Genomic DNA, 22,483 nt, shown 5'->3' with positions numbered 1-22,483 from the left:
TGGAGCGGAAAACGAGGCTCGAACTCGCGACCCCCACCTTGGCAAGGTGGTGCTCTACCACTGAGCTACTTCCGCATCATCATGGTGCTCAGGGACGGAATCGAACCGCCGACACGGGGATTTTCAGTCCCCTGCTCTACCGACTGAGCTACCTGAGCAAATATGGCGACCCCGATCGGATTTGAACCGACGATCTTCGCCGTGACAGGGCGACATGTTAAACCGCTACACCACGGGGCCATCTTACACACATTGTGCAAAACACTTTTGTGCCTTGAACAAGAAACATTCTATCACGAAATAAATCCTTTTGCAAGCACTTTTTTTATAATTATTAAAAATATAAGTAAATCCATTGAAAACTAAAAAAAAGGGGGCTATTTCACTTGCCTCAAAATGAGTCCTATGCCTACAATGCCGCAGATAATATCTGGTAAAAATGCCGCTACTACTGGAGGAATCACACCCCCATTACCCATAGAATTAGTCAATGTCATAATCGAATAATAAATAAAAATAGTGACCACACTAATACCAAAACCAATCGATGAACTCCCCCGTTGCTTCTGTATTCCTAAAGGTGCACCAATAAAGGCACAAACTAAACTAGCTAACGGTAAAGCAAACCGATTATATAATTCCACCTTCAATTTATTCGTATCTACGTGATTTGCTTCTAACAGACGAATTTGCATACGAATTTCTCGAATGGTAAGTTCTTCTGGCTTTTTTTGTTCCATATATATCTTATCTGGTTGTTGCGTAATCGGTAATTCTTGATTTTCAAAAGTTAAGGTCCGTGTACTTTCTTCCCCTTGTGAAACATCATAAAGAACGCCTTCATGTATCAACCATTTATATCCATTCCAATCAGCTCGATCTGCCTTTTCTACCCGCACCAAGCGATCATTTTCAAATGCTTGTACGGTTATATCTTTAAACTGTTTCGCCTTGCCATCATATTGCCTAGCATAGACCAAACTACTAATCTTATCGCCTTGCACATTTTTTATAATAATATGTTCCTGTGATGCAGGAACAGCCCGATGTTGTATTTCTTCATTAATAATCGTATTATACGCATTATTTGCCCGTGGTACGACAAATTCATTAAAAGCAGTCGTGCCAAGAGAAATAAAAAAAGCGACTGCGAAAACAGGAAGTGCTAAACGCACAAAATTCTGTCCTGCTGCACGCATAACAATAATTTCACTTGATGATGACAAACTCCCAAACGCCATCAATGAACCTAATAGCACAGACATAGGAAACGTCAAAACAATAATAGATGGCAAGGCCAACACAAACACCTTGCTAACAGCCGCTAATGATGCACCATATTCATTGATCATCATCGCAATACGATACAATGTTCCCGTTCCTACAAATACAGCCGTAAAAGCACATACACCAAAAAGGAAAGGATTAATAAATTCTTTTAGTATATATCGATCTAAAATCCGCATAAATCTGCTCCTTTCCTACATATGAAATGTTTCCCCTAAATAAAATTTTTTCGCCACCTCATCTTGTGCGATATGTGTAGGTGTTCCTTCTAACAAAATACGTCCTTCACTTAAAATATAAGCCCTGTCAACAATACTTAATGTTTCTCGAACATTATGATCTGTAATTAATACCCCTATACCGCGTTGCTTTAAATGACTAATAATACCTTGAATTTCATTTACCGCCAATGGATCAATACCTGCAAATGGTTCATCTAATAAAATAAACGCTGGATCGGTCACTAAACAACGAGCGATTTCTACCCGTCTTCTTTCTCCCCCCGATAATTGAATCCCTGGAAAATCTTTAAGCCGCGTAATGGAAAACTCCTCCATCAAAGCTTGTGCCTTCTTTTTCTGTTCCGCCTTCGTCAACTTAGTCGTTTCTAATAAAGCCAGCAAATTTTCTTCTACCGTTAATTTACGAAAAATAGACGCTTCCTGTGGCAAGTACCCAATACCATAAGCCGCACGACGATGGATAGGCAGCTTTGTAATATCCTTATGATCGACCATAATACTCCCGCCCGTAGGATGCTCAATGCCAACAATCATATAAAAAGTCGTCGTTTTTCCTGCACCATTGGGACCTAATAAACCAACGACTTCTCCCTGCTCTACATGAATGGTAACACCATTTACGACCTGCCGTTCTTTATATACTTTTGTTAAATGATGAGTTTCAATGCGCATAAAATTCCTCTATTCTCTAAGATTGAGATGGGCTTATCACGATGGTCGAACGGCTAAATGTCCGTATCGATTCATCTCTCCGCCGTACCTGCACAGCTTCTCCTCGAAACATGCTTTTTCGTTGTGTCGCACTTACATTTCCCGTTAACACTAATACGCCATCATCTTTGCCTGGTGTTTGCGTATATACGGCTTGATTCCCCGATGCATGCAAGCGATCTGTTGCCGAATAAATCCGTACACGCCCCGTGCCAATCGCTTTTACTGCACCTAACCAAGCTTCAATTTTATCCGCATGCAACTGATATCCTTGTGCTTGTAAAAAAGCGTTGCCTGTAATGATACCATATTCACGTGAAATGAGATAATCTACCTTATTTCCTTTTATTTCCTTATCTTTTTGTTTAATGTATACGCCACCATCTGCCACAACATGCTGTTGCTGATACACGCCTACCTTCTTTGCTTGTATCAATAACCCTGGTTGTGTAAGGACAGGATATCCCGTCAATTCCGCCACATCGCGCTGAATATGATACCGTGCCTGTTGCCCCGTAATTTTCGTAGTACCACGAGAAACGACTACATGACCGGCGGCAGTAATCGTTTGTGCTTGGCCATTAAATTCCATTTGATCGGCTGTTACCGAAACAGGTACTGGTGCTGCCTGTATCGACAGAACACTTGTGCTGATTAAGGCAACTATGCCAATAATCATCCCCCACTCTTTTCCTGTATGTTTCATATTTATTCTCCCTTAGTAAGTTTTGCCTGTCCTTTTAATTTTACATGTTGTAAGGATACATCTGAGATAAACGAATTCGCTTGTAACTTAATACCATCAGAACGATAAATAACCACTGGTCCCCCCGTAATAGTTTCAGTCTTTCCATTATAAACGATATTACCTTTCGTCTGTAAGCGATCGCCTTGAGATGTCGTAATTTCTATGGGTGCTTCTATAATTACCTTCGCCTGTTTTCGATCAATCAAACAAGCGGATGCATGAAAAGACATCACCATACCTTCCGCACTGCAAAATTTTCCCTGTGGTTGTTTAACATAAACCTGTTGTGTATCTTGATCTACTTTGATTTGTCGTGACCCTATCCGCCAAACAAGTCTTCCTTTTTTCCGTTCTTCTATCTGTGTGCCTTGAAAAGAAATGGCCTTTACCAATGCTCGTGGTAATGTAGATTGTTCCGTCTGACGTAATATGCTATATAAAAGCACTATAAAAAGAAAGACAACGCTACCAGCGATAATCACTTTTTTATACTTGCGAAAGAGAGTTTGCACGTCTATCTTCTCCTTTATGACTCCGTATGCATCGATGCTTGTTGCGTCCGCCAACGGTGCTGAAACCATAACCATTCTGCCGGATAGGTTTGTATAAGACGTGCTGTTTCTGCCGTTAACAATCGCGTCACTTCTGCAATATCCTTCGTTGTATCTCCCGTTGGTTCATACGCTATTTCTTTCCCAATTAAAACCCGATGATGATGCTGTTCATCATGAATAGCAAAAATAGGCACAATTGGTGAGCCAAATTTACAATAAAATTGAGCGGGGCCTTTCGGCGAAGAGGCAAATTTCCCTAAAAATTCATCTGGTACACCATCTTCCCCGCCATCTTGATCTGCTAAAAATCCTAAAATCTTTTTTCTTCGCAACGCTCTCGCCGCAATAATCATCGCATTACCACCACGTTCAAAAACTTCTAATCCCATCATCCGCCGATGTTCATTTAATAAACGTGTCAATTGATCGTTCGGCTGATTTTTAACGATAGTTGTAGTTGGATATCCATACAAGGAAAGGGCCGCTCCCATCCATTCCCAATTGCCAAAATGAGCAGTTAACACAATAACTCCTTTATTTTTATCCAACGCCTGCTGTAACCGTTCTTCATGCTCTAACGTTACAAACGTATGTATATTTTCTTTACATAACTGCGGCGTATATAATATTTCCAACAAAGACTGCCCTAAATTAGCAAATACCGCCGCAATAATCGTTTCCGCTTCCTTTTGCGTACAAGCTAGGCCTTGCATAATATGACGAATGCCGCGTTCTCTTTGTTTATGCAATATTTTTTCACCCAAAGGTCCTAATTTTCGTCCCCACGCAATAATGCGTTCATACGAAAATTGACAAATGAGTTTACTAATGCCGCGAGCAAGATAATATTGCCATCCCGTTCTTGACATAAAAATATTCCTCCCTATTGTCGCACGTCACTGCGATAATCTTCATACTGTTGTAGTACTCTTTCCCATCGTTTCTCTTGTCGCAAAAGGTATTCTATCCATTCACGCACAGCACCTTTACCACCAGGATATATAGATACCCAAGAAGCTATCTTCCGCACTTCTTTACAAGCATCAGCTGGAGCACCGCTATACTGACAAGCTTTTAGTACAGCCATATCATTAATATCATCCCCCATATAAGCCACTTGCGAGACTTCTATCCCAATTTGCCGACACAATGCCTGTAACGCTATGAGTTTATTTTCTACTCCTTGATATATATAATCAATTCCTAAATCGGCTGCCCGCCGCTTCACCATATCGGATAGTCGGCCCGTAATAATCGCTGTTTTGAATCCTGCCAACCGTGCTAAAGAAATCCCCATGCCATCACGTGCAGAAAAGCACTTATATGCTTCTCCTTGGGGGCCATAATACAAAGAACCATCGGTCAAAACCCCATCAACATCAAACGCCAGTAAAAAAAGCGACTTTGGTTGTATCATCATATCACCCCTTGTTTCAACAAATCTGTAATATGAATCATTCCTACCGCTTTTCCTGTTTCATCTACGACAGGAAGAACCGTAATAGGTCGTGGTTGATGTGTTTCCATAATATGTAATGCTTCAGCAGCCAATTTATTCTCTTGAATTTGCCGTGGATTTTTAGTCATCATTGCCTCAATCGGCCACTGCAAAAAATTAGTTCCCGTTTCCAGTCCACGCCGCACATCGCCATCAGTCACCACACCCACTAACAAGCCTTGTGCATCAACAATAGAAACAGCCCCTAACCCCTTTTCGGTCATCATAAACAAAGCATCTTGTACGGTTCCATCTTCCGGTAAAACTGGGTGTTCTTTTCCTTTATGCATCACTTGTGCTGCCGTAAGCAATAATTTTTTACCTAACGAACCGCCAGGATGAAAAACAGCAAATTGGTCTTTTGTAAAATGATGACTTGACAGTAAAACCACCGCTAGGGCATCCCCTAGTGCTAAGGAAACAGTCGTACTCGTAGTCGGAGCTAAGCCTAATGGGCAAGCTTCTTTTTCAATCGCTACTTCTAGAATAACATCAGCATTTTGAGCCAACGTTGAATTATGATTGCCTACGACAGCAATCATCTTTGCCCCTATTCGTTTTAATGACGGTAAAATTTGAACTACTTCTGGTGTTTCACCACTATGAGAAAATGCCAAAACAACATCATTCACGGTGACCATACCTAAGTCACCATGAATGGCTTCACCAGGATGCAAATATACAGAAGGCGTACCCGTACTGGATAACGTTGCCGATACTTTTCTGGCAATGTGTCCCGACTTTCCCATTCCCGTCACAACGACTCTTCCTGATGATGCCAAGATCAATTGTACCGCCTGTACAAAGCTTTGATTTAAAAGAGGGGCTAATTTTTCAATACCTTTCGCTTCTTGTAAAAGCACATCCCTTGCCGTTTCCAATATATCCATCATTATATACTCCTATTTATTTAGCCGTACTTACACTTTTTTTCGTTATTTCATGAATCGCTACCATATCTTTTAACACCGCTTCGACTTGCGATAAATAAAGCATATTAGGTCCATCACTCAAGGCCTCTTCGGGGTTATCATGTACTTCCATAAATACGCCGTCAATCCCTGCACCAGCTGCTGCTCGAGCTAAATTACCAATAAACTGCCGCTGCCCTGAAGATTTAGTACCAGCTCCTCCCGGCAATTGTACACTATGTGTTGCATCAAAAACAACAGGATAACCAAAACTGCGCATAATAGGTAAGCCACGCATATCTACAACTAAATTATGATAACCTAAACAAAATCCCCGTTCCGTTAATAGTAAATTTTCATTTCCTAGTCTTTCCATTTTAGATAATACATTTTTCATATCTTCCGGTGCCATGAATTGCCCTTTTTTAACATTCACGCATTTACCCGTAGCTGCTGCCGCTTCTAGTAAATCAGTTTGTCTACATAAAAAGGCCGGAATTTGCAATACATCTAATACTTCTGCGGCCTGCTGGGCTTGATCCGGCGTATGAATATCACTCACAATTGGCACTTGTAATTCCTCTTTAATACGTTGTAGCATAGCCAATCCTTTTTCTATACCCGGTCCACGAAAAGACGTATAAGACGAACGATTCGCTTTGTCAAAAGAGGCTTTAAACACATATGCGAGCCCCAAACGTTGACAAATATCTTTCATAACTTTACCAATAGCTAATACACGTTCTTCTTCTTCCAATACACATGGACCAGCTAAAACAAACAACTTTCCATCATCTGCTACGGTAATATTTCCAATTTTAACAGGCTTTACTCTTTCCACTCGTTATTCTCCTTTATGTAAAAAATACGCTTGCACCCGCTGCAAATCCTCAGGTGTATCAACTCCTATGAATTGATGATTAGTTTTAATTACTTTTATGGTATACCCGTTTTCTAAAACACGCAACTGTTCCAATGATTCGGTTTTTTCTGCTGGTGTTTGTGCCATTTGGGCATATTGCAATAAAAAACGATATCGATACGCATATATACCTACATGTTTATAAGGCTGACACTGATTTCCATAGGCTTGCCGCGGATAAGGAATAAGCGACCGAGAAAAATACATCGCTTCATCCCGTTTATTCAGTACCACTTTAACAGCAGATGGATCATCATATTCACTCTCTTGCAAAGGAGTCGCCACTGTTGCCATTTGAATCGTTGGATATTTGTCAAACACACTGCACAATGAATTAATAATTTCAGGTGCAATCAACGGTTCATCCCCTTGCACATTAACAACAACATCCGCTTCAGGAAAATGCCTAATAGCTTCTGCTAATCTATCTGTTCCTGTCACATGATCTTGACGCGTCATAATCGCCTTACCACCAAAGCGAATAACCGTATCATATACCTGTGGTGTGTCCACCGCCACGGCTACCGTTTGTAACGCAGCCGCTTTCACTACTTGTTCATATACGCGTTGAATCATCGATTTACCCGCAATATCCACTAACGGTTTGCCTGGTAAACGGGTCGATCCATACCGTGCTGGAATAATACAAATACAATTCATAATTATGCTCCTATTTTTTTCCACAAGACACGTTCGGCTTCTTCTCGACCGTGTGTCCATTTCATTTCAATGGATAATACATATAAAGGTATGTCCTTGACTTGGACTGCCTCTATTTTTACAGCATCTTTTTCCGTCGTAATACATACCGCTTGATACTGTTGTGCTAACAGTCGCCATGTTTGATAATCAGCAGCTTCATACCGATGATGATCAGCATATCGCCGTGTCGAAACCACTTGATAACCTTGTCTTTGAACCGTTTCTTCAAAATCAAGCGGATTCCCCAAGGCTGAAATGGTAATTACCCGCTGCCTTTTTTCCAAAACGCAATTATTTTCTCCCATTCTCTGCACCCATGCAGAAAAAGGAATACAAGCAACCACTTCCGTTACCGCTTCCACAAGCGGAGCCGTCTTATTATATCGTCTAATATACGTTGCGAGTGCTTGTTTTTTGGCTACAGTTAATTTACCTGCTTTCGTGAGAACAATGATATCAGCACGCCTCAATTGTAGTACGGGCTCACGCAAAATACCTCGTGGTAAAACATAGCCATTGCCAAATGGATTGGTGCCATCTAATAATACAATATCAAGATCTCGTACCAATTGCCAATGTTGAAATCCATCATCTAACACAAATACATTCGTATTAAATTTTTCTATTGAATGCAATGCATTTTGATATCGTTTTCTCCCGGCCCACACAGGAATATGCATGAGTAAACGGGCCATCACACATGCTTCATCACCACCTAAGGCAGACGTTGTGACAATTTTTTCACCATCGCTCACTAATACCCCCGTAGCTTCTGCTTGACTCCGATATCCCCGCGTCAATACGGCTACATTCTTATGATGATCATAAAGGTATTTCGCTAAAAAACAAGTAAACGGCGTTTTGCCTGTTCCCCCTACCGTGATATTTCCTATACTGATAACTGCAGCTGACACGCGATAAGAACGACGAATTTGCCATATATACAACATTCTCATCAGTGTTACGGCAAATCGATACACGTAAGATAAGCCCTGTAAAAAGAATACCACGCATCGATCCCATAACGATAAAGACGCATTAGTCATAAGTTTATGAAAATATCGACTGATCACATTACGTATCCCCACGATTATAGCTCCTTTCTCATCAAGTCAGCGATAATACGTATCGTTTTTTCCGTAGCCCCTTGATTAGCTTGTACAATCTGTAACCCCGTCTTTCCTATATCCATCGCCACTTGTTTGTGCTTGGCTAAATACATACATGCCGCAGCTAATTCCTTTGCATTGGCTACAGTAATAATAGCATGTTGCTCTTGAAAGCTAGCAAAAACATCAGCAAAATGCTCCATGTGAGGACCTACTATAATAGGCTTACCATGTGATGCCGGTTCTAACACATTATGCCCACCAATAGGTGTTAAACTCCCCCCAACAAAGACGATATCGGCCAAACTATATAGCTGACCTAATTCTCCCATCGTATCTACAATAATAGGGCTATCTGTCACCAAAGGCTTTCCCTCACTACGTTTCACAAAATCAATATGCCAAGTACGACCCATTTCTATGATCTTTTCTACTTCATTAATATATCGTGGTACATAAATAAGTTTCGCCTGAGGAAAAGCATGCCTCACTTGTTGAAAAGCATTACATATATGCTCATGCTCACCTATATGTGTACTCCCCACCACCCATATAGGGTAGTGTTTATCCGTGATACCCAATTGCTGTTGCAACGACTTTTTATAAGTAGGACTAACTTGTCCATATGTTTGATCATATTTCATATTCCCCGTAATATGGATACGTTCTTCATAAGCACCCAGTTGTTTTATATATACGGCCGCATGCTCACTTTGCATCAAAAACAACTGTATCGAAGATAATATATATCGAACGAACGAAGGAAAATGTCGCAAAAAGCCAAAAGTCTTCTTACTAATTCGCCCATTTACCATCACCACAGGTATTTGTAAACGAGCCGCTGTCCGCAAAAAATATGGCCATAATTCCGTTTCTACCATAACGATAAGTCGTGGTGATATATGTCGCAACCATGCTTTAGTCACCAACGGTATATCCCAGGGAAAATACACTACCGAAAGATGAGGAAAAAAACGCTGCACCAACGCATATCCAGTCTTTGTCCCCGTTGAAATAACAAGTGCATACTGTGGGTATTTCTCTTCCAATTGATGCAATAAAGGCTCAACAGCCAACACTTCTCCAGCAGAAGCGGCATGCACCAAAAGAATTGGCTTATCTGGTATGGTAGCAAGAAATAATCGGTTCCACCGACTCGAACGACGATGCCATAGGCTCGTATATGCTTCATAGAGTAACAAAAAAATGGAAACTATACTCATAAGTAGCATATATATTGCATATCCCAAAAGTCCTTTTTTATTCCCGTTCATCTGTTGCTACTCCTACTTCTCCTTGAAATTGGACCGCATATAACCGAGCATATACCCCCTGTTTAGCTAACAGTGCTTGATGTTTTCCCCATTCAACAATACGTCCCCCCTCAATAACGGCAATATAATCAGCATTACGCACGGTACTCAACCGATGTGCGATCACGACAGCTGTACGATCTTTCATTAACCTGTCCAACGCCGCTTGTACAATCTTTTCACTTTTCGTATCTAAAGCAGATGTAGCTTCATCTAAAATCAAAATACGCGGATTCTTTAAAATAGCACGTGCAATAGAGATCCGTTGACGTTGTCCCCCAGATAAGGAACTTCCCCGATCGCCGACAACCGTATCATATCCCTGCGGTAATTGCATAATAAATTGATGAGCATTCGCGGCTTTCGCTGCTTCAATAATCTCTGTTTCCGTAGCATCTAACCGACCATATAAGATATTTTCTCGAATCGAAGCATTAAACAACACGGTTTCTTGTGGCACTAGGCCAATTTGATTACGTAACGATGCATAAGTAACATCACGTACATCAATATCATCAATCTTAACACACCCAGCCGTCACATCATAAAATCGAGGCAACAAATTAGCCACCGTAGACTTTCCCGCCCCACTTGGTCCGACCAATGCCACCACTTCACCGGGCTGAATCGTTAAATTAAAGTCTTGCAAAGCCATATGTTTCGCGTCATAGGAAAAAAACACATGGGAAAACTCAATTTTCCCTGCAACCAGAGGCAGCGTAATTGCCTGCGGTGACTCATTGACATCTGATTCCGTATCTAACGTATCAAATACGCGATCAGCCGCAGCTAATGAACGTTGGATATCACCATATATTTCACTAATACGACGAACAGGATTAGTCAAATTAATCGCATAAATCAAAAAGGCAATTAATGCACCCGCTGTCATTTCTCCACGAATAACACTGACACCACCATACCAAATAATTCCCGTTACGGCAATAGCTGCTAAAAATTGAATAACGGGCGTAAGCATGGCCATTAACTTTGTTGCTTTCATAAGTGCCTCAAAGTTATTATCATTTTGTTTTAAAAAACGTCTAATTTCAAAATCTTCCCTGTGAAAAGAACGAATAATACGAATCGACGAAATCACTTCTTCCAGCAGCGTTGTAATATCCGCAATTTTTCCCTGTACATCATGCCCTGCCATCCGTAACCGTAAACCAAAAAACCGTATCGTAGCAATAACAAGGGGAACAATCATCAACGTAATCAACGTTAATTTCCAATATAGAACCAGCATGGATACTAAAGAGCCAATTAAAATAACAAATTCTTGTACAAAAGAAACCATACTGTTCGTCATGACATTTTGTAATGTCGTAACATCATTGGTTAAATTGCTCATGATCGTACCCGTTTTACGCCGATCAAAATAAGATAACGATAACCGTTGCAGATGACGATACAAGCGTTCACGAATATCATTAACCATCCGTTGTCCTACATACGTCATAAAATAACGTTGACCAAAATAAAAAAAGCCGCGTAAAGCAAATAAAACCAAAATGGCAAGAGCAATCAAATTAAGCGTATAAATATCTTTATCTGCTAAAACTTTATCAATTACTTCTTTTATTAACCACGGAACAACTATATTACTGGCACCGGACAGGGCCATGCAAATAACGCCAATCAACAATTGAATACGATAAGGACGCAAAAATACTAATAATCTTTTATATCCCTGCCATTCACTATATTGCTTCATTCCTACTATCGCTCCTTAATAAACTTAACAATTTCCATCGCAATCCGATCCACACTTCCTCGAGACCCTAACGCACTGCGAACCATCGCCATCGCACAACGTTGTCTTTCATGTATAATTTCATTCGTCAACAAGGGTTGTAATACCGATACAATCCGTTGAGGCGTTACCTTATCTTGCCACAATTCAGGCATGATACTCCGCCCCATAATAATATTGGGAAGGCCAATATACTTCACATGTACTAACAATTTTGCCATGGTATAGGTAAATCTATTCACTTTATATACCAATACCGTTGGCACTTCCATCAACGCCGTTTCCAATGTAGCCGTACCCGAAGCAACTACTGCGGCCGTACTAATTTGCATCATATCATACACATTCCCTTCGCCAATGCGAACAGGAACTGTTGCCGGATAAACCATCCGTTCCAACAAAGCACGTGAAATAGTAGGTGCCCGTGGAATGATACATTGCACATTACCTATACGCTGTTGCAACTTTTGTACTGCTTGCATCATCACAGGCAACAAACGCTGCACCTCTTGTAACCTACTACCAGGCATACACAACACCGTTTTTTTCTGTGGATTTAAATCAAATGCCGCATAAGCTTTCTCTTTATCCATTGTCGGCTGTACCATATCCAACAAAGGATGTCCTGCATAAATAACATTAGTACCTAATTGTTTATATAACTGTGCTTCAAACGGAAACAAAGAAATCGCTAAATCAGCATAGCGTGCAATAACATTACCACGACTTTTATTCCAAGCCCAAATTGTAGGCAAAATGTAATATATGACGGGAATGCCCAGGGCTTTAGCCTTTTTCATTAATTGCATATTAAATCCAGGATAATCAATACAGATTAATATATCTGGTTTTTCTCTCCTTATAACGTCCAATAAATAAGTTCGCAGCCGAAAGAAAAAAGGAATCTTCCGTATTACTTCGCCAATCCCCACTACACCTAACTGTTGAATATCGTAGACGAGATGCACTCCGGCAGAAGCCATATGTTTACCGCCCATCCCAATCATTTCCACCTGCGAAACTTGCTTTACCAACGCTTTTGCCAGAGCTGCACCATGTAAATCACCCGAGGCTTCTCCCACAGAAAACATAATCTTCATAGGTCCTCCTACATATCTTCGGTTATAGCACAAATACAAATATGATGTTTCCGTGCCAACATATTTACTTCTTCCTGTTCTACAAACAGTGTTTTTTCCGCTTCTATTGCCAAAACATTACAGTTACTCTCTATCATAGATAATATCGTATTTTTACCTACCGTAGGCATATCAAACCGCCAATCTTGATTCGGTTTGGCTACTTTTACCACCACGCCCGCTTCCCGGGCTAGTTGTCCGCCGCGACGAATACAAGCATCCGTCCCTTCAATCGCTTCCACCGCCATGACGGCTAACTTCTTGACGACCACAGTTTGCCCAATGTCAAATCCTCCTATGGCCTTTGCCATGCGAAATCCAAACCGCATATCCGCTAGTGCTGCTGCCGTAGGCTGCATTTCACTTAGCACGCCTTCTTTAGGCAACAACGCTTTTAAATACTTCGTTTGATCCACTACCGTTAATCCGTCTTTCGCCAATTCTTCTACTAACGCCAACATAATCGTATCGTCTTTTCGATTGTGTAATGACGCTAATACCTTTAATGTCCTAAAATCGGGTAACACGAGGCCTTTAAATAGCACTTCTTTCGTCACTTTACCAATCATTGTAACATTCGTAACACCCTCTTTTTTCATCGTTTGAATGACTTTATTTAATTTAGCCACAGAAATCTGATAATATACATCAGCTTCTTTTTCTAACTCCGGTGCTACATCGGGAACAACAGCAATAACAACAACAGTGTATCCTGCTTTTTTTGCTGCACGAACAAATTCTACCGGCAATATACCTACACCAGCAAATAAACCAATTTTTTCCATATATCCCTTTTACTCCTTCGTTATTCTATAATTGTACCTATATATACTAAAAAAGGGAGGCGAAAACCTCGCCTGCCCTTCTTGAATGCGAAATCAGTCTTTTGTCCCGCGACAAATCCCCCGTTCCGCATTACGTAAGAACCGTAAAAAATGTTCCACTTCTTCTGAACTATCCAATTCCTGTTCCATAACAGCAATAGCCTGTCCTAAATTTAACCCGGAACGATATAAGAACCTAAACGCCTTTTTCAATTCACGCCGAACAGGTTCCGAAATACCTGCACGCGAAAGCCCCACGCTATTTAATCCAATACAGCGTGCTGGTTGTCCATCTACAATAACAAAGGGCGGTATATCTTGTACTACCTTAGCCAAACCACCGATCATACAATTCCGGCCCACCTTCACAAATTGATGAACGCCGGCCATACCACCAATAACCACTCGATCTTCCACGATAACATGCCCAGCTAACCCTGCACAATTACTCATAATAACAAAATTTCCAACTACACAGTTATGTGCTATATGTGTATTAGCTTGAAATAAGCAATCACTTCCAATACGAGTTTCTTCTTCTTCCCCCGTAGCTCGACTAACGGTAACCGATTCTCTAAATACCGACCGATCTCCTATAATTACATAACTTTTTTCCCCTTGAAATTTTAAATCCTGGGGTTCCGATCCAATCACAGAAAATGGAAAAAATCGACATTCTTCACCAATCGTAGTCCACCCATCAATGACCACATGAGACATAATTTCTGTGCCTGCTCCAATTCGTACATGCGGTCCTATAACTGCATATGGACCCACCTTAACACCTTCACCTAATTCCGCCTGGGGATCTATAATCGCCGTAGGATGAATAATATATTGTCGGTTTTCTTTTTCCTCGGTCATGAAAGTCACTCCTCATTACACTACATTGCCATCAGTGTTTAATTACTTACCTTATACACATATAATCTTTTCAAACCAGCACAAATATACAAGCAAAGAAATTTCAAAATAAGCATATTAAATACAAAATACGTTATTTTACGCGACCATACACATGATTTGTGCTTATTTTCACATCTATTTTATTTTCGGGCGTTCTTGTAGTGCAAATAAATAATCCCCTTCTGCACATAATTGATCTCCAACATGACATTCTGCCCTAACTTTACCCATAGACCGCTTAACTTTAACCACTTCAGCACGCATGATCACTTGATCGCCCGGTCTTACGGGATGCCGAAAACGAACATTATCAATCCCCGTGAAATAAGGAATTAATCCCCGATTTTCTTCAGGATATAATAATGCCACACCACCTACTTGAGCCATTGCTTCAGTCAATAACACACCAGGCATCACCGGATCGCCTGGAAAATGACCTTGAAAAAACGCTTCATTAATCGTTGCATTCTTAATCCCTACAGCATATTTCATCGGTTCAATTTCAATAATCCGATCCACTAATAACATCGGATAACGATGTGGTAAAATTTCCATTATATCTGTAACTGTCAACACCATTTTATGTTCCTCCCGATAGTTAAACAAATTCTTTGATAATATCATGCGTTAATAAATTATTTAATTTGTGACTCGATTTAACAGCAATAACATGCCCTCGAATAGACTTTCCTAACAACGCCAAATCGCCAATCATATCCAGCACTTTATGTCGTACCAGTTCATCGGCAGAGCGCAACGTAGATAAACACGAAGTTTCATCATAAACTACGGCATTTTCTAATGTGCCACCTTTTCCTAACCCTAATTGACGTAACATTTCCAATTCTTTCGTAAAGGCCACCGTTCGTGCAAATGCAACTTCTTTCACATAACTTTCTTCTGTAATTTCAAAATCAAAAAACTGTACCCCTAATAAAGGATGAGGATTAATAGAAATAAACGTAATTCTATAGCCATTATACGGAATAATCGCTGCAAATTTATCCTCTTCTTCTATACGATGTTGTTGTTGAATAATCAGTTCTTTTTTATTTGCTTCTTGAATCTGCACACCCGCTTCTCGCAATAACTGAACAAAGACTAAACTACTACCATCCCCAACTGGAGGTTCTGGTGAATCCATTTCAATAATACAATTATCAATTTGCAAGCCATATAATGCAGACAAAAGATGCTCTACCGTAAACACTTTCGCTTCTCCATCTTCTAAGGTAGTCGCTCTCATCGTATTCGTCACATATGATAAATTGGCCTTTACGGATGGGTGCGTTTCCATATCCGTCCGTACAAAAACAATCCCCGTATCAACGGGTGCTGGATGTAATACCATATGTACTTCTAATGCAGCGTGTAATCCAATCCCTTGATATGAAATCGATCGTGCCAACGTCCTTTGTTTTGCTAAAGACATAGACATGTCCTTCCTTCCTAAAACACTTTCTATATTTGTTAGTTGCTTTATTATACCTTATTTTTCTGTATTTTTCTAGTATACAAAAATAAGTTCAATCTAAAAAAAAATAGATTGAACTTATTCGTTATTCTACTATCGCATCCACTACACGATTAATCGCTTCCCATTGCTGTAAACACTGTTTTTCTGTTGCTAGCACTGCCTTTCCTCGTGCACATTGTGCTTGTACACTATTTAACGATGTACCATTATATGTTTGACGCATAGCAATACAGGTTTCTATTTGCAACGCCTTCATAATATCTTCTGAAAAAGAAGTGCTAAAAGATGTTAACTCATCTAAGGATAATTCATTCAAGACCTTATGATGTTGTAAACAATACTGCACGGCTTGTCCAACAATCGCATGGGCCTGCCGAAAGGGAATTCCCTTTTTCACCAAATAATCTGCCATGTCTGTCGCATTTGAAAAATCATGTGCAAGTGCATTCCGCATATTATCTTTACATACCTTCATACGGCGAATCATATCAGCATAAATCGAAAGAGAAAAGACAAGGTTATCTACTGCATCAAATACCCCTTCCTTATCTTCTTGCATATCTTTATCATACGCTAACGGTAACCCTTTCATCATTGTCAAGGTCCCCATAACATGCCCATAAAAACGTCCTGTTTTGCCTCTTACTAATTCACAAATATCTGGATTTTTCTTTTGTGGCATAATAGACGACCCCGTACAATGTGCATCATCTAATTCAATAAAATGAAATTCGGCTGAAGACCATAAAATAAATTCTTCCGACAATCTACTAAGGTGCATCATCACCATCGCCGCAAATTCCAAAAATAAGACAACATAATCGCGATCACTCACAGCATCCATACTATTATCATATATAGCCGAAAATTGTAATCGCTTCGCCACCCATTCTGAATCTAACGGATACGTTGTACCCGCCAAAGCACCTGCCCCTAAAGGCATTCGATCAGCTTGTTTTCTCACATATTCCAAAAATTGAAAATCGCGTGCAAACATTGAAAAATAGGCCAGCATATGATGACTAAATAAAATCGGTTGTGCCCGCTGCAAATGCGTATATCCTGGCATGATAACATCCTCATAGCGTTGTGCCGCTTCTACAATGCTTGCCTGTAAAGACAACAGTAAATTCCCTACTTCTGCCACAACACGCCGTACATACAAATGAGTATCTAAGGCCACTTGATCATTCCGACTACGCCCCGTATGTAACCGCTTTCCCGCTTCACCAATAGCTTCTGTTAAACGTTGCTCAATATTCATATGAATATCTTCTAAGGCAACCGAAAATTCAAAATCCTGTTGTTGTATTTGCCGATAAATAGTTTTTAAGCCTTGAATAATCGCTTCTCCATCTTCGGCCGATATAATTTGTTGCCGCACTAACATTTCTGCATGTACAATACTACCGCAAATATCTTCTTTATATAACCGATAATCAAAACCAATCGAAGCATTAAAATCTTCTACTTTCTTATCCGTATCTTTTGTAAATCTGCCACCCCATAATTTCATAATACGACTCCTTGTCTTTCCTTATTTCTTATCTTTTGCCTGTAATGCTAACGCCCTCATTTTTAAGGGTAAGCCAAACAAGTTGATAAAGCCTTCTGCATCGGTTTGATCATAAACCGCATCTTCGCCAAATGTAACATACTCTTCACTATATAACGAATAAGGAGAAGTCGAACCTGCACTAATAATGTTGCCCTTATATAACTTCAATTTCACTTGCCCCGTAACCGTTTCTTGTGTCTTCTGAACAAATGCGCTCAAGGCTTCTCTTAATGGCGAAAACCACTTACCATCATATACTAAATCAGCAAAGGTATGTGCCATATTTTCTTTATAATGATACATATCCCGATCTAAACAAAGATATTCTAATTCTCGATGTGCATACATAATGATCGCACCACCAGGATTTTCATAAATACCTCTACTCTTCATACCAACAAGTCTATTTTCTACAATATCAACAATACCAATCCCGTGTTTTGCCCCGATTTTATTTAATTGCGTAAGTAATGATACCGCATCTAATGCCTCGCCATTAACAGCTATGGGAATCCCCTGTTTAAAATCAATGGTAATATATTCCGCTTCATCCGGTGCCTGTTCAGGCGTATTAGAAACCATATAAACCATATCTTTCGGTGCGTTTGCCGGATTTTCTAAATCGTCTCCTTCATGACTCAAATGCCAAATATTCCAATCCATGCTATACGGATAAGGATTTTCTTCTGACATATAGTCGATGGGAACACCATGTGCTTCTGCGTATTTTAATTCATCTTCTCTCGATTTTAAATTCCACATCCGCCAAGGTGCAATTAAAGTAATTTGTGGTGCTAACGCCTTTACAGTCAATTCAAACCGGACTTGGTCATTTCCTTTTCCTGTCGCTCCATGAGCAATGGCATCTGCCTTTTCTTGTAAAGCAATATCTACTAATTTTTTAGAAATAAGCGGGCGAGCAAAAGAGGTTCCTAATAAATATTTACCTTCATATACCGCACCAGCTTGTACCGTAGGCCATACATAGTCTTCTAAAAATTCTTTCTTTATATCCAGAACGTATACTTTAGCCGCACCAGAGGCATATGCTTTCTTCTCTACGGCTTGAAAATCTTCAGGTTGTCCTACATCAGCACATACGGCAATAACTTCTGCTCCTTTATAGTTTTCTTTTAACCAAGGAATAATCACGGATGTATCTAATCCACCTGAATAAGCTAATACAATCTTTTGAATCTGTTTCATACTAATCCCCTCCATGCAGTGTGCGAATATTATTTCATTAACTTCGTATATTATAGCTCTTTTTGTAGTATTATGCAAGTATTTTGTATTATTATTTTTACGCGGTAACTTTCCCACTTAACTCGCACTATATCTATATTATTCTCTACAAACTATGCTACAATAGATAATAATTAGGAGGTCCTATGAAAAAAAAATTACTACTCGCTTTTTTTCTCGCCTTTTGCTTATGTACAATATATACATCTTTTTCAACGCTACCGGCGACACCTACAACTTTCCCTACCACCAATCCCCCCACGCATTCGATTTCTTTCCTCAATATATTCTGCCCTAATAGTTTATATCCATATCTTCAATTTCCAAAAGCCGTAGAGGAAAAAAAGAAAATGCAACCAACCTATGTTTCTTTTGCCATATTGCCCCTCGATTTAAAACATGCCATCATTGCTACGGAAGATAAACGATTTTATGAACATGGAGCGTTTGATCCTATGGGAATATCCCGGGCAATAATCGTAAATATCTTATCCTCTGCAAAAAAAGAAGGCGGCAGTACGATTAGCCAACAAGTGGTAAAAAATCTTTTCTTAACACAAGATAAAACCTTTACGCGCAAAGGGAAAGAGCTAGTATTAGCTATATTACTAGAGCATTATTATACAAAAGATGAAATTTTAGAATTATACGTAAATTCCATTTATTTTGGCCCTCATGCCGTGGGCATTCAAGCGGCTTGCCATATCTTTTTTAATACTACCCCTGATAAACTGACCTTATCTCAAGCCAGTCTATTAGCCGGCTTGATTCAAGCCCCTAATCGCTATAATCCCTATACGCACTATGAGGAAGCAAAAAAAAGACAACAAGTCGTATTATCCTTTATGACCAAGCAAGGATATATCACTTCTCAAGACGCGGTACAAGCATATCGCCACCCGCTACATTTATCCCCTACTAAAGACCATATTTCAAGGAGGCCTTCTTTATGAATACACCCAATGTAAAACAAGTATTATATCTAAAACAAGCATCTACCCTCATAAAAAATTTTCAAAAGAATGGATTTGATGCCTATTTTTGCCAAACCTCGCACGAAGCAAGAGAAAAAGCACTATCCCTTATTCCTCTCGACCACATCGTATCTTGGGGGGGCTCCATCACCTTACAAGAAATAGGCTTATTAGATGCGATTCGCCAACGCTATCCCGTCCTTGATCGCGATCAAGCAACTACCAAAGAACAGCGAAATGACATCATGCGGCAAGCCCTCCTTTGTGACACCTTTCTCATGAGTGCTAATGCCATTTCATTAGATGGAACACTCTATAATATTGACGGTAACGGCAACCGTCTAGCCGCCTTATTATACGGGCCACGTCAAGTCATTGTCGTAGCAGGTATGAATAAAGTCGTTGCTACCATCGCCGATGCCAAACAACGAGCTAGAACGATTGCAGCACCACTAAACATGCAGCGCTTTGCTACGCAAACCCCCTGTCAACATACCGGCGTTTGTCATGATTGTCTAACGGAAGATTCCATTTGCAATCAATTTGTCTTGACTCGTCGTTCTACCCCATCAGGACGAATAAAAATCATCTTAGTTGGAACCACCCTCGGCTTTTAACAACGATCCTACATATCTATATTTACGCGTATCATGACCATAGTGGATTCATCCCTTATGGTCATTTTTTTATCATTTCTTTGTAGTTAACTCTCCTTTAAATATAAAAGTCAATATTAGAATAATTTTATTTTCTTCTTTGAAAAAGATTTTTTCTTGTTATATATAAGAAAAATAAATAAGTTAATAACAGTTTTTTTTATATATATTTTTTTGATTCACTTTACTATTCTTTTTTAGAATTGATTTTTTGATTGAATTATTCTTTTTGTTTATATATAATATGTGTGTTGTGTTTTGTTATTTTTTTCACATTTTTTTATATTGTGACACGAATACCACTACCTAACAGGCCTAACATGACGTTGTCGTGTTATATCAAAACAGCTAACGACCATAGAAAGGAAGATGTACAATGAACTTTATATTAGCTTTATCGCCAATTTTATGGCTCATTATTTCATTAGGCTTCTTAAAAATGCAAAGTTATAAAGCTTGCCCGATTGCCTTATTAATCGCCTTTGCTGTGGCCTTAGGGATTCATTCAATGAACACCTTAGATGCCGTTACAGCCGCACTTGAAGGCGTTGCTTTAGCATGCTGGCCTATTTTATTAGTCATTATCGCTGCTATTTTTACCTATAATTTAACGACCTATAATAAAAGCATGGATATTATCAAACATATGTTAACTGCCGTAAGTAAAGATCGCCGTGTGCTCCTCTTGCTCATCGGCTGGGGATTCGGTGCCTTTATGGAAGGGATGGCTGGCTTTGGAACAGCAATTGCTATTCCAGCCAGTATGTTAGTCGCTTTAGGCTTTAATCCCGTAAAAGCAATTTTAGCTTGCTTAATTGCTAATTCTGTCCCAACTACGTTTGGTTCCATCGGTATTCCTGCTAGTACGCTAGCAAATATTACAGGGCTTGATCCTGTCCAATTAGCAACTTATATTAGTTTTCAATTATTACCGTTAAACATTATTTGCCCCTTACTCATGGTGGTTGTTTCAGAAGGATCATTTAAAGCACTAAAAGGTGTTTTCTTATTATCCGTTTTTTCCGGCATCGCGTTAGCATTGCCCGAATTAATTGTTTCCGCCTTTGCTGGTCCTGAATTATCTGCTATGGGGGCCTCCGTAATTATTATGGCCGTCATTATTATTTATTCTAAAGTACGTCCACCGCAAGATAAAACCTATATTATGGATATAGAACCAGCCCATGTGCCATTAAAAGGTGGATTAATTGCATGCTTACCCTTTATTTTAATTTTTGTATTTTTATTATTTACATCAAAACTCGTACCATTTATCAATGGTCCATTAAATGTATTCCGTACATCCGTACAAATTTATACTGGTATGGGGGGTACACCTTATACCTTCGTATGGATTGCCACTCCAGGCGTTCTCATCCTCTTAGCCGCTATTATCAGTGGTAAAATTCAAGCATCTGGCTACAAAGAAATGGCCACCGTATTTAAAAATACAGTTATCGGTCTACGCAATACGATTATTACCATTATCGCCGTAATCGCTACGGCCAAAGTCATGGGATATAGCGGTATGACCTCAGAAATCGCAGCCACTGCCGTATCTACAACTGGTTCGTTCTATCCCTTTATTGCACCTTTAATCGGCTCTGTCGGTACCTTTATCACTGGTTCCGGTACGTCTAGTAACGTCCTTTTTGGTAATTTACAAACAGATGCAGCCGTTGCGATTGGTGCCAGTAAAACCTGGCTTGCTGCTGCCAATTCAGCCGGGACATGTGCAGGCAAAATGATTTCTCCTCAAAGCATCGCCATTGCCGTAGGGGCAATTTCCTTAAAAGGAAAAGACAGTGAAATATTAAAAGCTATCGTAAAAGTATATATTCCTTTTATTATCATATTAGGTGCCATCGTCTATTTTGGTCAAATATTACTTTAGCATATAACATAAACAACGCTTATCCAAGAAGAGACACTAGAAAAAAACACTAGGGTC

22 protein-coding genes and 3 tRNA genes are annotated in these 22,483 nt (G+C 39.7%); 3 read left to right on the top strand and 22 right to left on the bottom strand.

Translation table 11 applies throughout. The annotated features are described in order from the left end of the window. From HMPREF3182_RS01030 to HMPREF3182_RS00925, 22 genes are all read right to left on the bottom strand, one after another. A tRNA-Gly gene (locus HMPREF3182_RS01030) sits at window positions 1–75 on the bottom strand. 7 nt (window positions 76–82) lie between these two features. Beyond that, a tRNA-Phe gene (locus tag HMPREF3182_RS01025) sits at window positions 83–158 on the bottom strand. Between the two features lie 5 nt (window positions 159–163). Beyond that, window positions 164–240: transfer RNA gene (locus tag HMPREF3182_RS01020), tRNA-Asp, on the bottom strand. Between the two features lie 137 nt (window positions 241–377). Then, window positions 378–1,466 (bottom strand): LptF/LptG family permease, encoded by a 1,089-nt coding sequence (locus HMPREF3182_RS01015; protein WP_007392978.1) that lies wholly within the window; start codon window positions 1,464–1,466, stop codon window positions 378–380. 15 nt (window positions 1,467–1,481) lie between these two features. Continuing rightward, window positions 1,482–2,201, bottom strand: a complete 720-nt coding sequence (gene lptB, locus HMPREF3182_RS01010) for an LPS export ABC transporter ATP-binding protein (protein ID WP_007392969.1) — start codon at window positions 2,199–2,201, stop codon at window positions 1,482–1,484. A 16-nt stretch (window positions 2,202–2,217) separates the two neighbouring features. Continuing rightward, complete coding sequence (locus HMPREF3182_RS01005) at window positions 2,218–2,946, bottom strand: LptA/OstA family protein (protein ID WP_062484975.1); 729 nt, start codon at window positions 2,944–2,946, stop codon at window positions 2,218–2,220. A 2-nt stretch (window positions 2,947–2,948) separates the two neighbouring features. Further along, window positions 2,949–3,500, bottom strand: a complete 552-nt coding sequence (gene lptC, locus HMPREF3182_RS01000; protein WP_062484973.1) for an LPS export ABC transporter periplasmic protein LptC — start codon at window positions 3,498–3,500, stop codon at window positions 2,949–2,951. 14 nt (window positions 3,501–3,514) lie between these two features. Continuing rightward, on the bottom strand, window positions 3,515–4,411 hold the full coding sequence (locus HMPREF3182_RS00995; protein WP_007392980.1) for a lysophospholipid acyltransferase family protein: 897 nt from the start codon (window positions 4,409–4,411) through the stop codon (window positions 3,515–3,517). A gap of 14 nt (window positions 4,412–4,425) precedes the next feature. Then, entirely contained in the window at window positions 4,426–4,962 is a 537-nt protein-coding gene (locus HMPREF3182_RS00990) for a KdsC family phosphatase (protein ID WP_036257742.1), read from the bottom strand. Next, the gene (locus HMPREF3182_RS00985; RefSeq protein WP_036257745.1) at window positions 4,959–5,930 is read right to left on the bottom strand and encodes a KpsF/GutQ family sugar-phosphate isomerase; all 972 of its coding nucleotides are present in this window, start codon (window positions 5,928–5,930) and stop codon (window positions 4,959–4,961) included. Before HMPREF3182_RS00985 ends, HMPREF3182_RS00990 begins: the two co-directional genes overlap by 4 nt. A 16-nt stretch (window positions 5,931–5,946) precedes the next feature. Continuing rightward, a complete protein-coding gene (kdsA, locus tag HMPREF3182_RS00980; RefSeq protein WP_062484971.1) occupies window positions 5,947–6,792 on the bottom strand; it encodes a 3-deoxy-8-phosphooctulonate synthase in 846 nt (281 codons plus the stop codon). 3 nt (window positions 6,793–6,795) lie between these two features. Beyond that, window positions 6,796–7,533: a 3-deoxy-manno-octulosonate cytidylyltransferase gene (gene kdsB, locus HMPREF3182_RS00975; protein WP_062484970.1), complete on the bottom strand. Its 738-nt coding sequence runs from the start codon at window positions 7,531–7,533 to the stop codon at window positions 6,796–6,798. Window positions 7,534–7,535: 2 nt separating this feature from the next. Further along, the gene (lpxK, locus tag HMPREF3182_RS00970) at window positions 7,536–8,663 is read right to left on the bottom strand and encodes a tetraacyldisaccharide 4'-kinase (protein ID WP_072270813.1); all 1,128 of its coding nucleotides are present in this window, start codon (window positions 8,661–8,663) and stop codon (window positions 7,536–7,538) included. Window positions 8,664–8,665: 2 nt separating this feature from the next. After that, on the bottom strand, window positions 8,666–9,958 hold the full coding sequence (locus HMPREF3182_RS00965) for a 3-deoxy-D-manno-octulosonic acid transferase (RefSeq protein WP_062484966.1): 1,293 nt from the start codon (window positions 9,956–9,958) through the stop codon (window positions 8,666–8,668). Then, a complete protein-coding gene (locus tag HMPREF3182_RS00960; RefSeq protein ID WP_062484964.1) occupies window positions 9,945–11,714 on the bottom strand; it encodes an ABC transporter ATP-binding protein in 1,770 nt (589 codons plus the stop codon). The genes HMPREF3182_RS00965 and HMPREF3182_RS00960 overlap by 14 nt, the downstream gene beginning before the upstream one ends. 5 nt (window positions 11,715–11,719) lie before the next feature. Next, complete coding sequence (gene lpxB / locus HMPREF3182_RS00955; protein WP_062484963.1) at window positions 11,720–12,853, bottom strand: lipid-A-disaccharide synthase; 1,134 nt, start codon at window positions 12,851–12,853, stop codon at window positions 11,720–11,722. An 8-nt stretch (window positions 12,854–12,861) separates the two neighbouring features. Continuing rightward, window positions 12,862–13,677, bottom strand: coding sequence for an LpxI family protein (locus HMPREF3182_RS00950; RefSeq protein WP_007392983.1), 816 nt, complete (start codon window positions 13,675–13,677; stop codon window positions 12,862–12,864). A 93-nt stretch (window positions 13,678–13,770) separates the two neighbouring features. Next, window positions 13,771–14,580, bottom strand: coding sequence for an acyl-ACP--UDP-N-acetylglucosamine O-acyltransferase (gene lpxA, locus HMPREF3182_RS00945; RefSeq protein ID WP_007392967.1), 810 nt, complete (start codon window positions 14,578–14,580; stop codon window positions 13,771–13,773). Between the two features lie 177 nt (window positions 14,581–14,757). Further along, window positions 14,758–15,201 (bottom strand): 3-hydroxyacyl-ACP dehydratase FabZ, encoded by a 444-nt coding sequence (gene fabZ / locus HMPREF3182_RS00940; RefSeq protein WP_007392943.1) that lies wholly within the window; start codon window positions 15,199–15,201, stop codon window positions 14,758–14,760. A gap of 19 nt (window positions 15,202–15,220) precedes the next feature. Next, entirely contained in the window at window positions 15,221–16,054 is an 834-nt protein-coding gene (gene lpxC, locus HMPREF3182_RS00935) for a UDP-3-O-acyl-N-acetylglucosamine deacetylase (protein WP_007392974.1), read from the bottom strand. Between the two features lie 127 nt (window positions 16,055–16,181). Further along, window positions 16,182–17,615 (bottom strand): argininosuccinate lyase, encoded by a 1,434-nt coding sequence (gene argH / locus HMPREF3182_RS00930; RefSeq protein WP_062484962.1) that lies wholly within the window; start codon window positions 17,613–17,615, stop codon window positions 16,182–16,184. Window positions 17,616–17,636: 21 nt separating this feature from the next. Further along, a complete protein-coding gene (locus HMPREF3182_RS00925; RefSeq protein ID WP_062484960.1) occupies window positions 17,637–18,863 on the bottom strand; it encodes an argininosuccinate synthase in 1,227 nt (408 codons plus the stop codon). Window positions 18,864–19,048: 185 nt separating this feature from the next. On the opposite strand from HMPREF3182_RS00925, the gene HMPREF3182_RS00920 reads away from it, so the two are divergent. The 3 genes from HMPREF3182_RS00920 to HMPREF3182_RS00910 all read left to right on the top strand — a co-directional run bounded on the left by HMPREF3182_RS00920 (window position 19,049) and on the right by HMPREF3182_RS00910 (window position 22,426). Then, on the top strand, window positions 19,049–19,855 hold the full coding sequence (locus HMPREF3182_RS00920) for a transglycosylase domain-containing protein (protein WP_050791367.1): 807 nt from the start codon (window positions 19,049–19,051) through the stop codon (window positions 19,853–19,855). Beyond that, the gene (locus HMPREF3182_RS00915; RefSeq protein WP_007392952.1) at window positions 19,852–20,493 is read left to right on the top strand and encodes a lactate utilization protein; all 642 of its coding nucleotides are present in this window, start codon (window positions 19,852–19,854) and stop codon (window positions 20,491–20,493) included. Before HMPREF3182_RS00920 ends, HMPREF3182_RS00915 begins: the two co-directional genes overlap by 4 nt. Window positions 20,494–20,908: 415 nt before the next feature. Further along, window positions 20,909–22,426 carry an L-lactate permease gene (locus HMPREF3182_RS00910; RefSeq protein WP_062484959.1) on the top strand — a complete coding sequence of 506 codons (1,518 nt, stop codon included), beginning with the start codon at window positions 20,909–20,911 and terminating at the stop codon, window positions 22,424–22,426. Window positions 22,427–22,483 lie beyond the last annotated feature (57 nt).

The sequence above is a fragment of the Megasphaera hutchinsoni genome, assembly GCF_001553405.1.
Taxonomy (GTDB): domain Bacteria; phylum Bacillota; class Negativicutes; order Veillonellales; family Megasphaeraceae; genus Megasphaera; species Megasphaera hutchinsoni.
This window is presented reverse-complemented; position numbering and strand designations above follow the sequence as displayed.

Coding starts and splice junctions, on each gene's coding strand:
- HMPREF3182_RS01015 (WP_007392978.1), bottom strand. CDS start 1,466: ATGCGGATTTTAGATCGATATATACTAAAAGAATTTATTAATCCTTTC.
- lptB (WP_007392969.1), bottom strand. CDS start 2,201: ATGCGCATTGAAACTCATCATTTAACAAAAGTATATAAAGAACGGCAG.
- HMPREF3182_RS01005 (WP_062484975.1), bottom strand. CDS start 2,946: ATGAAACATACAGGAAAAGAGTGGGGGATGATTATTGGCATAGTTGCC.
- HMPREF3182_RS00995 (WP_007392980.1), bottom strand. CDS start 4,411: ATGTCAAGAACGGGATGGCAATATTATCTTGCTCGCGGCATTAGTAAA.
- HMPREF3182_RS00990 (WP_036257742.1), bottom strand. CDS start 4,962: ATGATGATACAACCAAAGTCGCTTTTTTTACTGGCGTTTGATGTTGAT.
- HMPREF3182_RS00985 (WP_036257745.1), bottom strand. CDS start 5,930: ATGGATATATTGGAAACGGCAAGGGATGTGCTTTTACAAGAAGCGAAA.
- kdsB (WP_062484970.1), bottom strand. CDS start 7,533: ATGAATTGTATTTGTATTATTCCAGCACGGTATGGATCGACCCGTTTA.
- HMPREF3182_RS00965 (WP_062484966.1), bottom strand. CDS start 9,958: ATGAACGGGAATAAAAAAGGACTTTTGGGATATGCAATATATATGCTA.
- HMPREF3182_RS00960 (WP_062484964.1), bottom strand. CDS start 11,714: ATGAAGCAATATAGTGAATGGCAGGGATATAAAAGATTATTAGTATTT.
- lpxB (WP_062484963.1), bottom strand. CDS start 12,853: ATGAAGATTATGTTTTCTGTGGGAGAAGCCTCGGGTGATTTACATGGT.
- HMPREF3182_RS00950 (WP_007392983.1), bottom strand. CDS start 13,677: ATGGAAAAAATTGGTTTATTTGCTGGTGTAGGTATATTGCCGGTAGAA.
- lpxA (WP_007392967.1), bottom strand. CDS start 14,580: ATGACCGAGGAAAAAGAAAACCGACAATATATTATTCATCCTACGGCG.
- fabZ (WP_007392943.1), bottom strand. CDS start 15,201: ATGGTGTTGACAGTTACAGATATAATGGAAATTTTACCACATCGTTAT.
- lpxC (WP_007392974.1), bottom strand. CDS start 16,054: ATGTCTTTAGCAAAACAAAGGACGTTGGCACGATCGATTTCATATCAA.
- argH (WP_062484962.1), bottom strand. CDS start 17,615: ATGAAATTATGGGGTGGCAGATTTACAAAAGATACGGATAAGAAAGTA.
- HMPREF3182_RS00925 (WP_062484960.1), bottom strand. CDS start 18,863: ATGAAACAGATTCAAAAGATTGTATTAGCTTATTCAGGTGGATTAGAT.
- HMPREF3182_RS00920 (WP_050791367.1), top strand. CDS start 19,049: ATGAAAAAAAAATTACTACTCGCTTTTTTTCTCGCCTTTTGCTTATGT.
- HMPREF3182_RS00915 (WP_007392952.1), top strand. CDS start 19,852: ATGAATACACCCAATGTAAAACAAGTATTATATCTAAAACAAGCATCT.
- HMPREF3182_RS00910 (WP_062484959.1), top strand. CDS start 20,909: ATGAACTTTATATTAGCTTTATCGCCAATTTTATGGCTCATTATTTCA.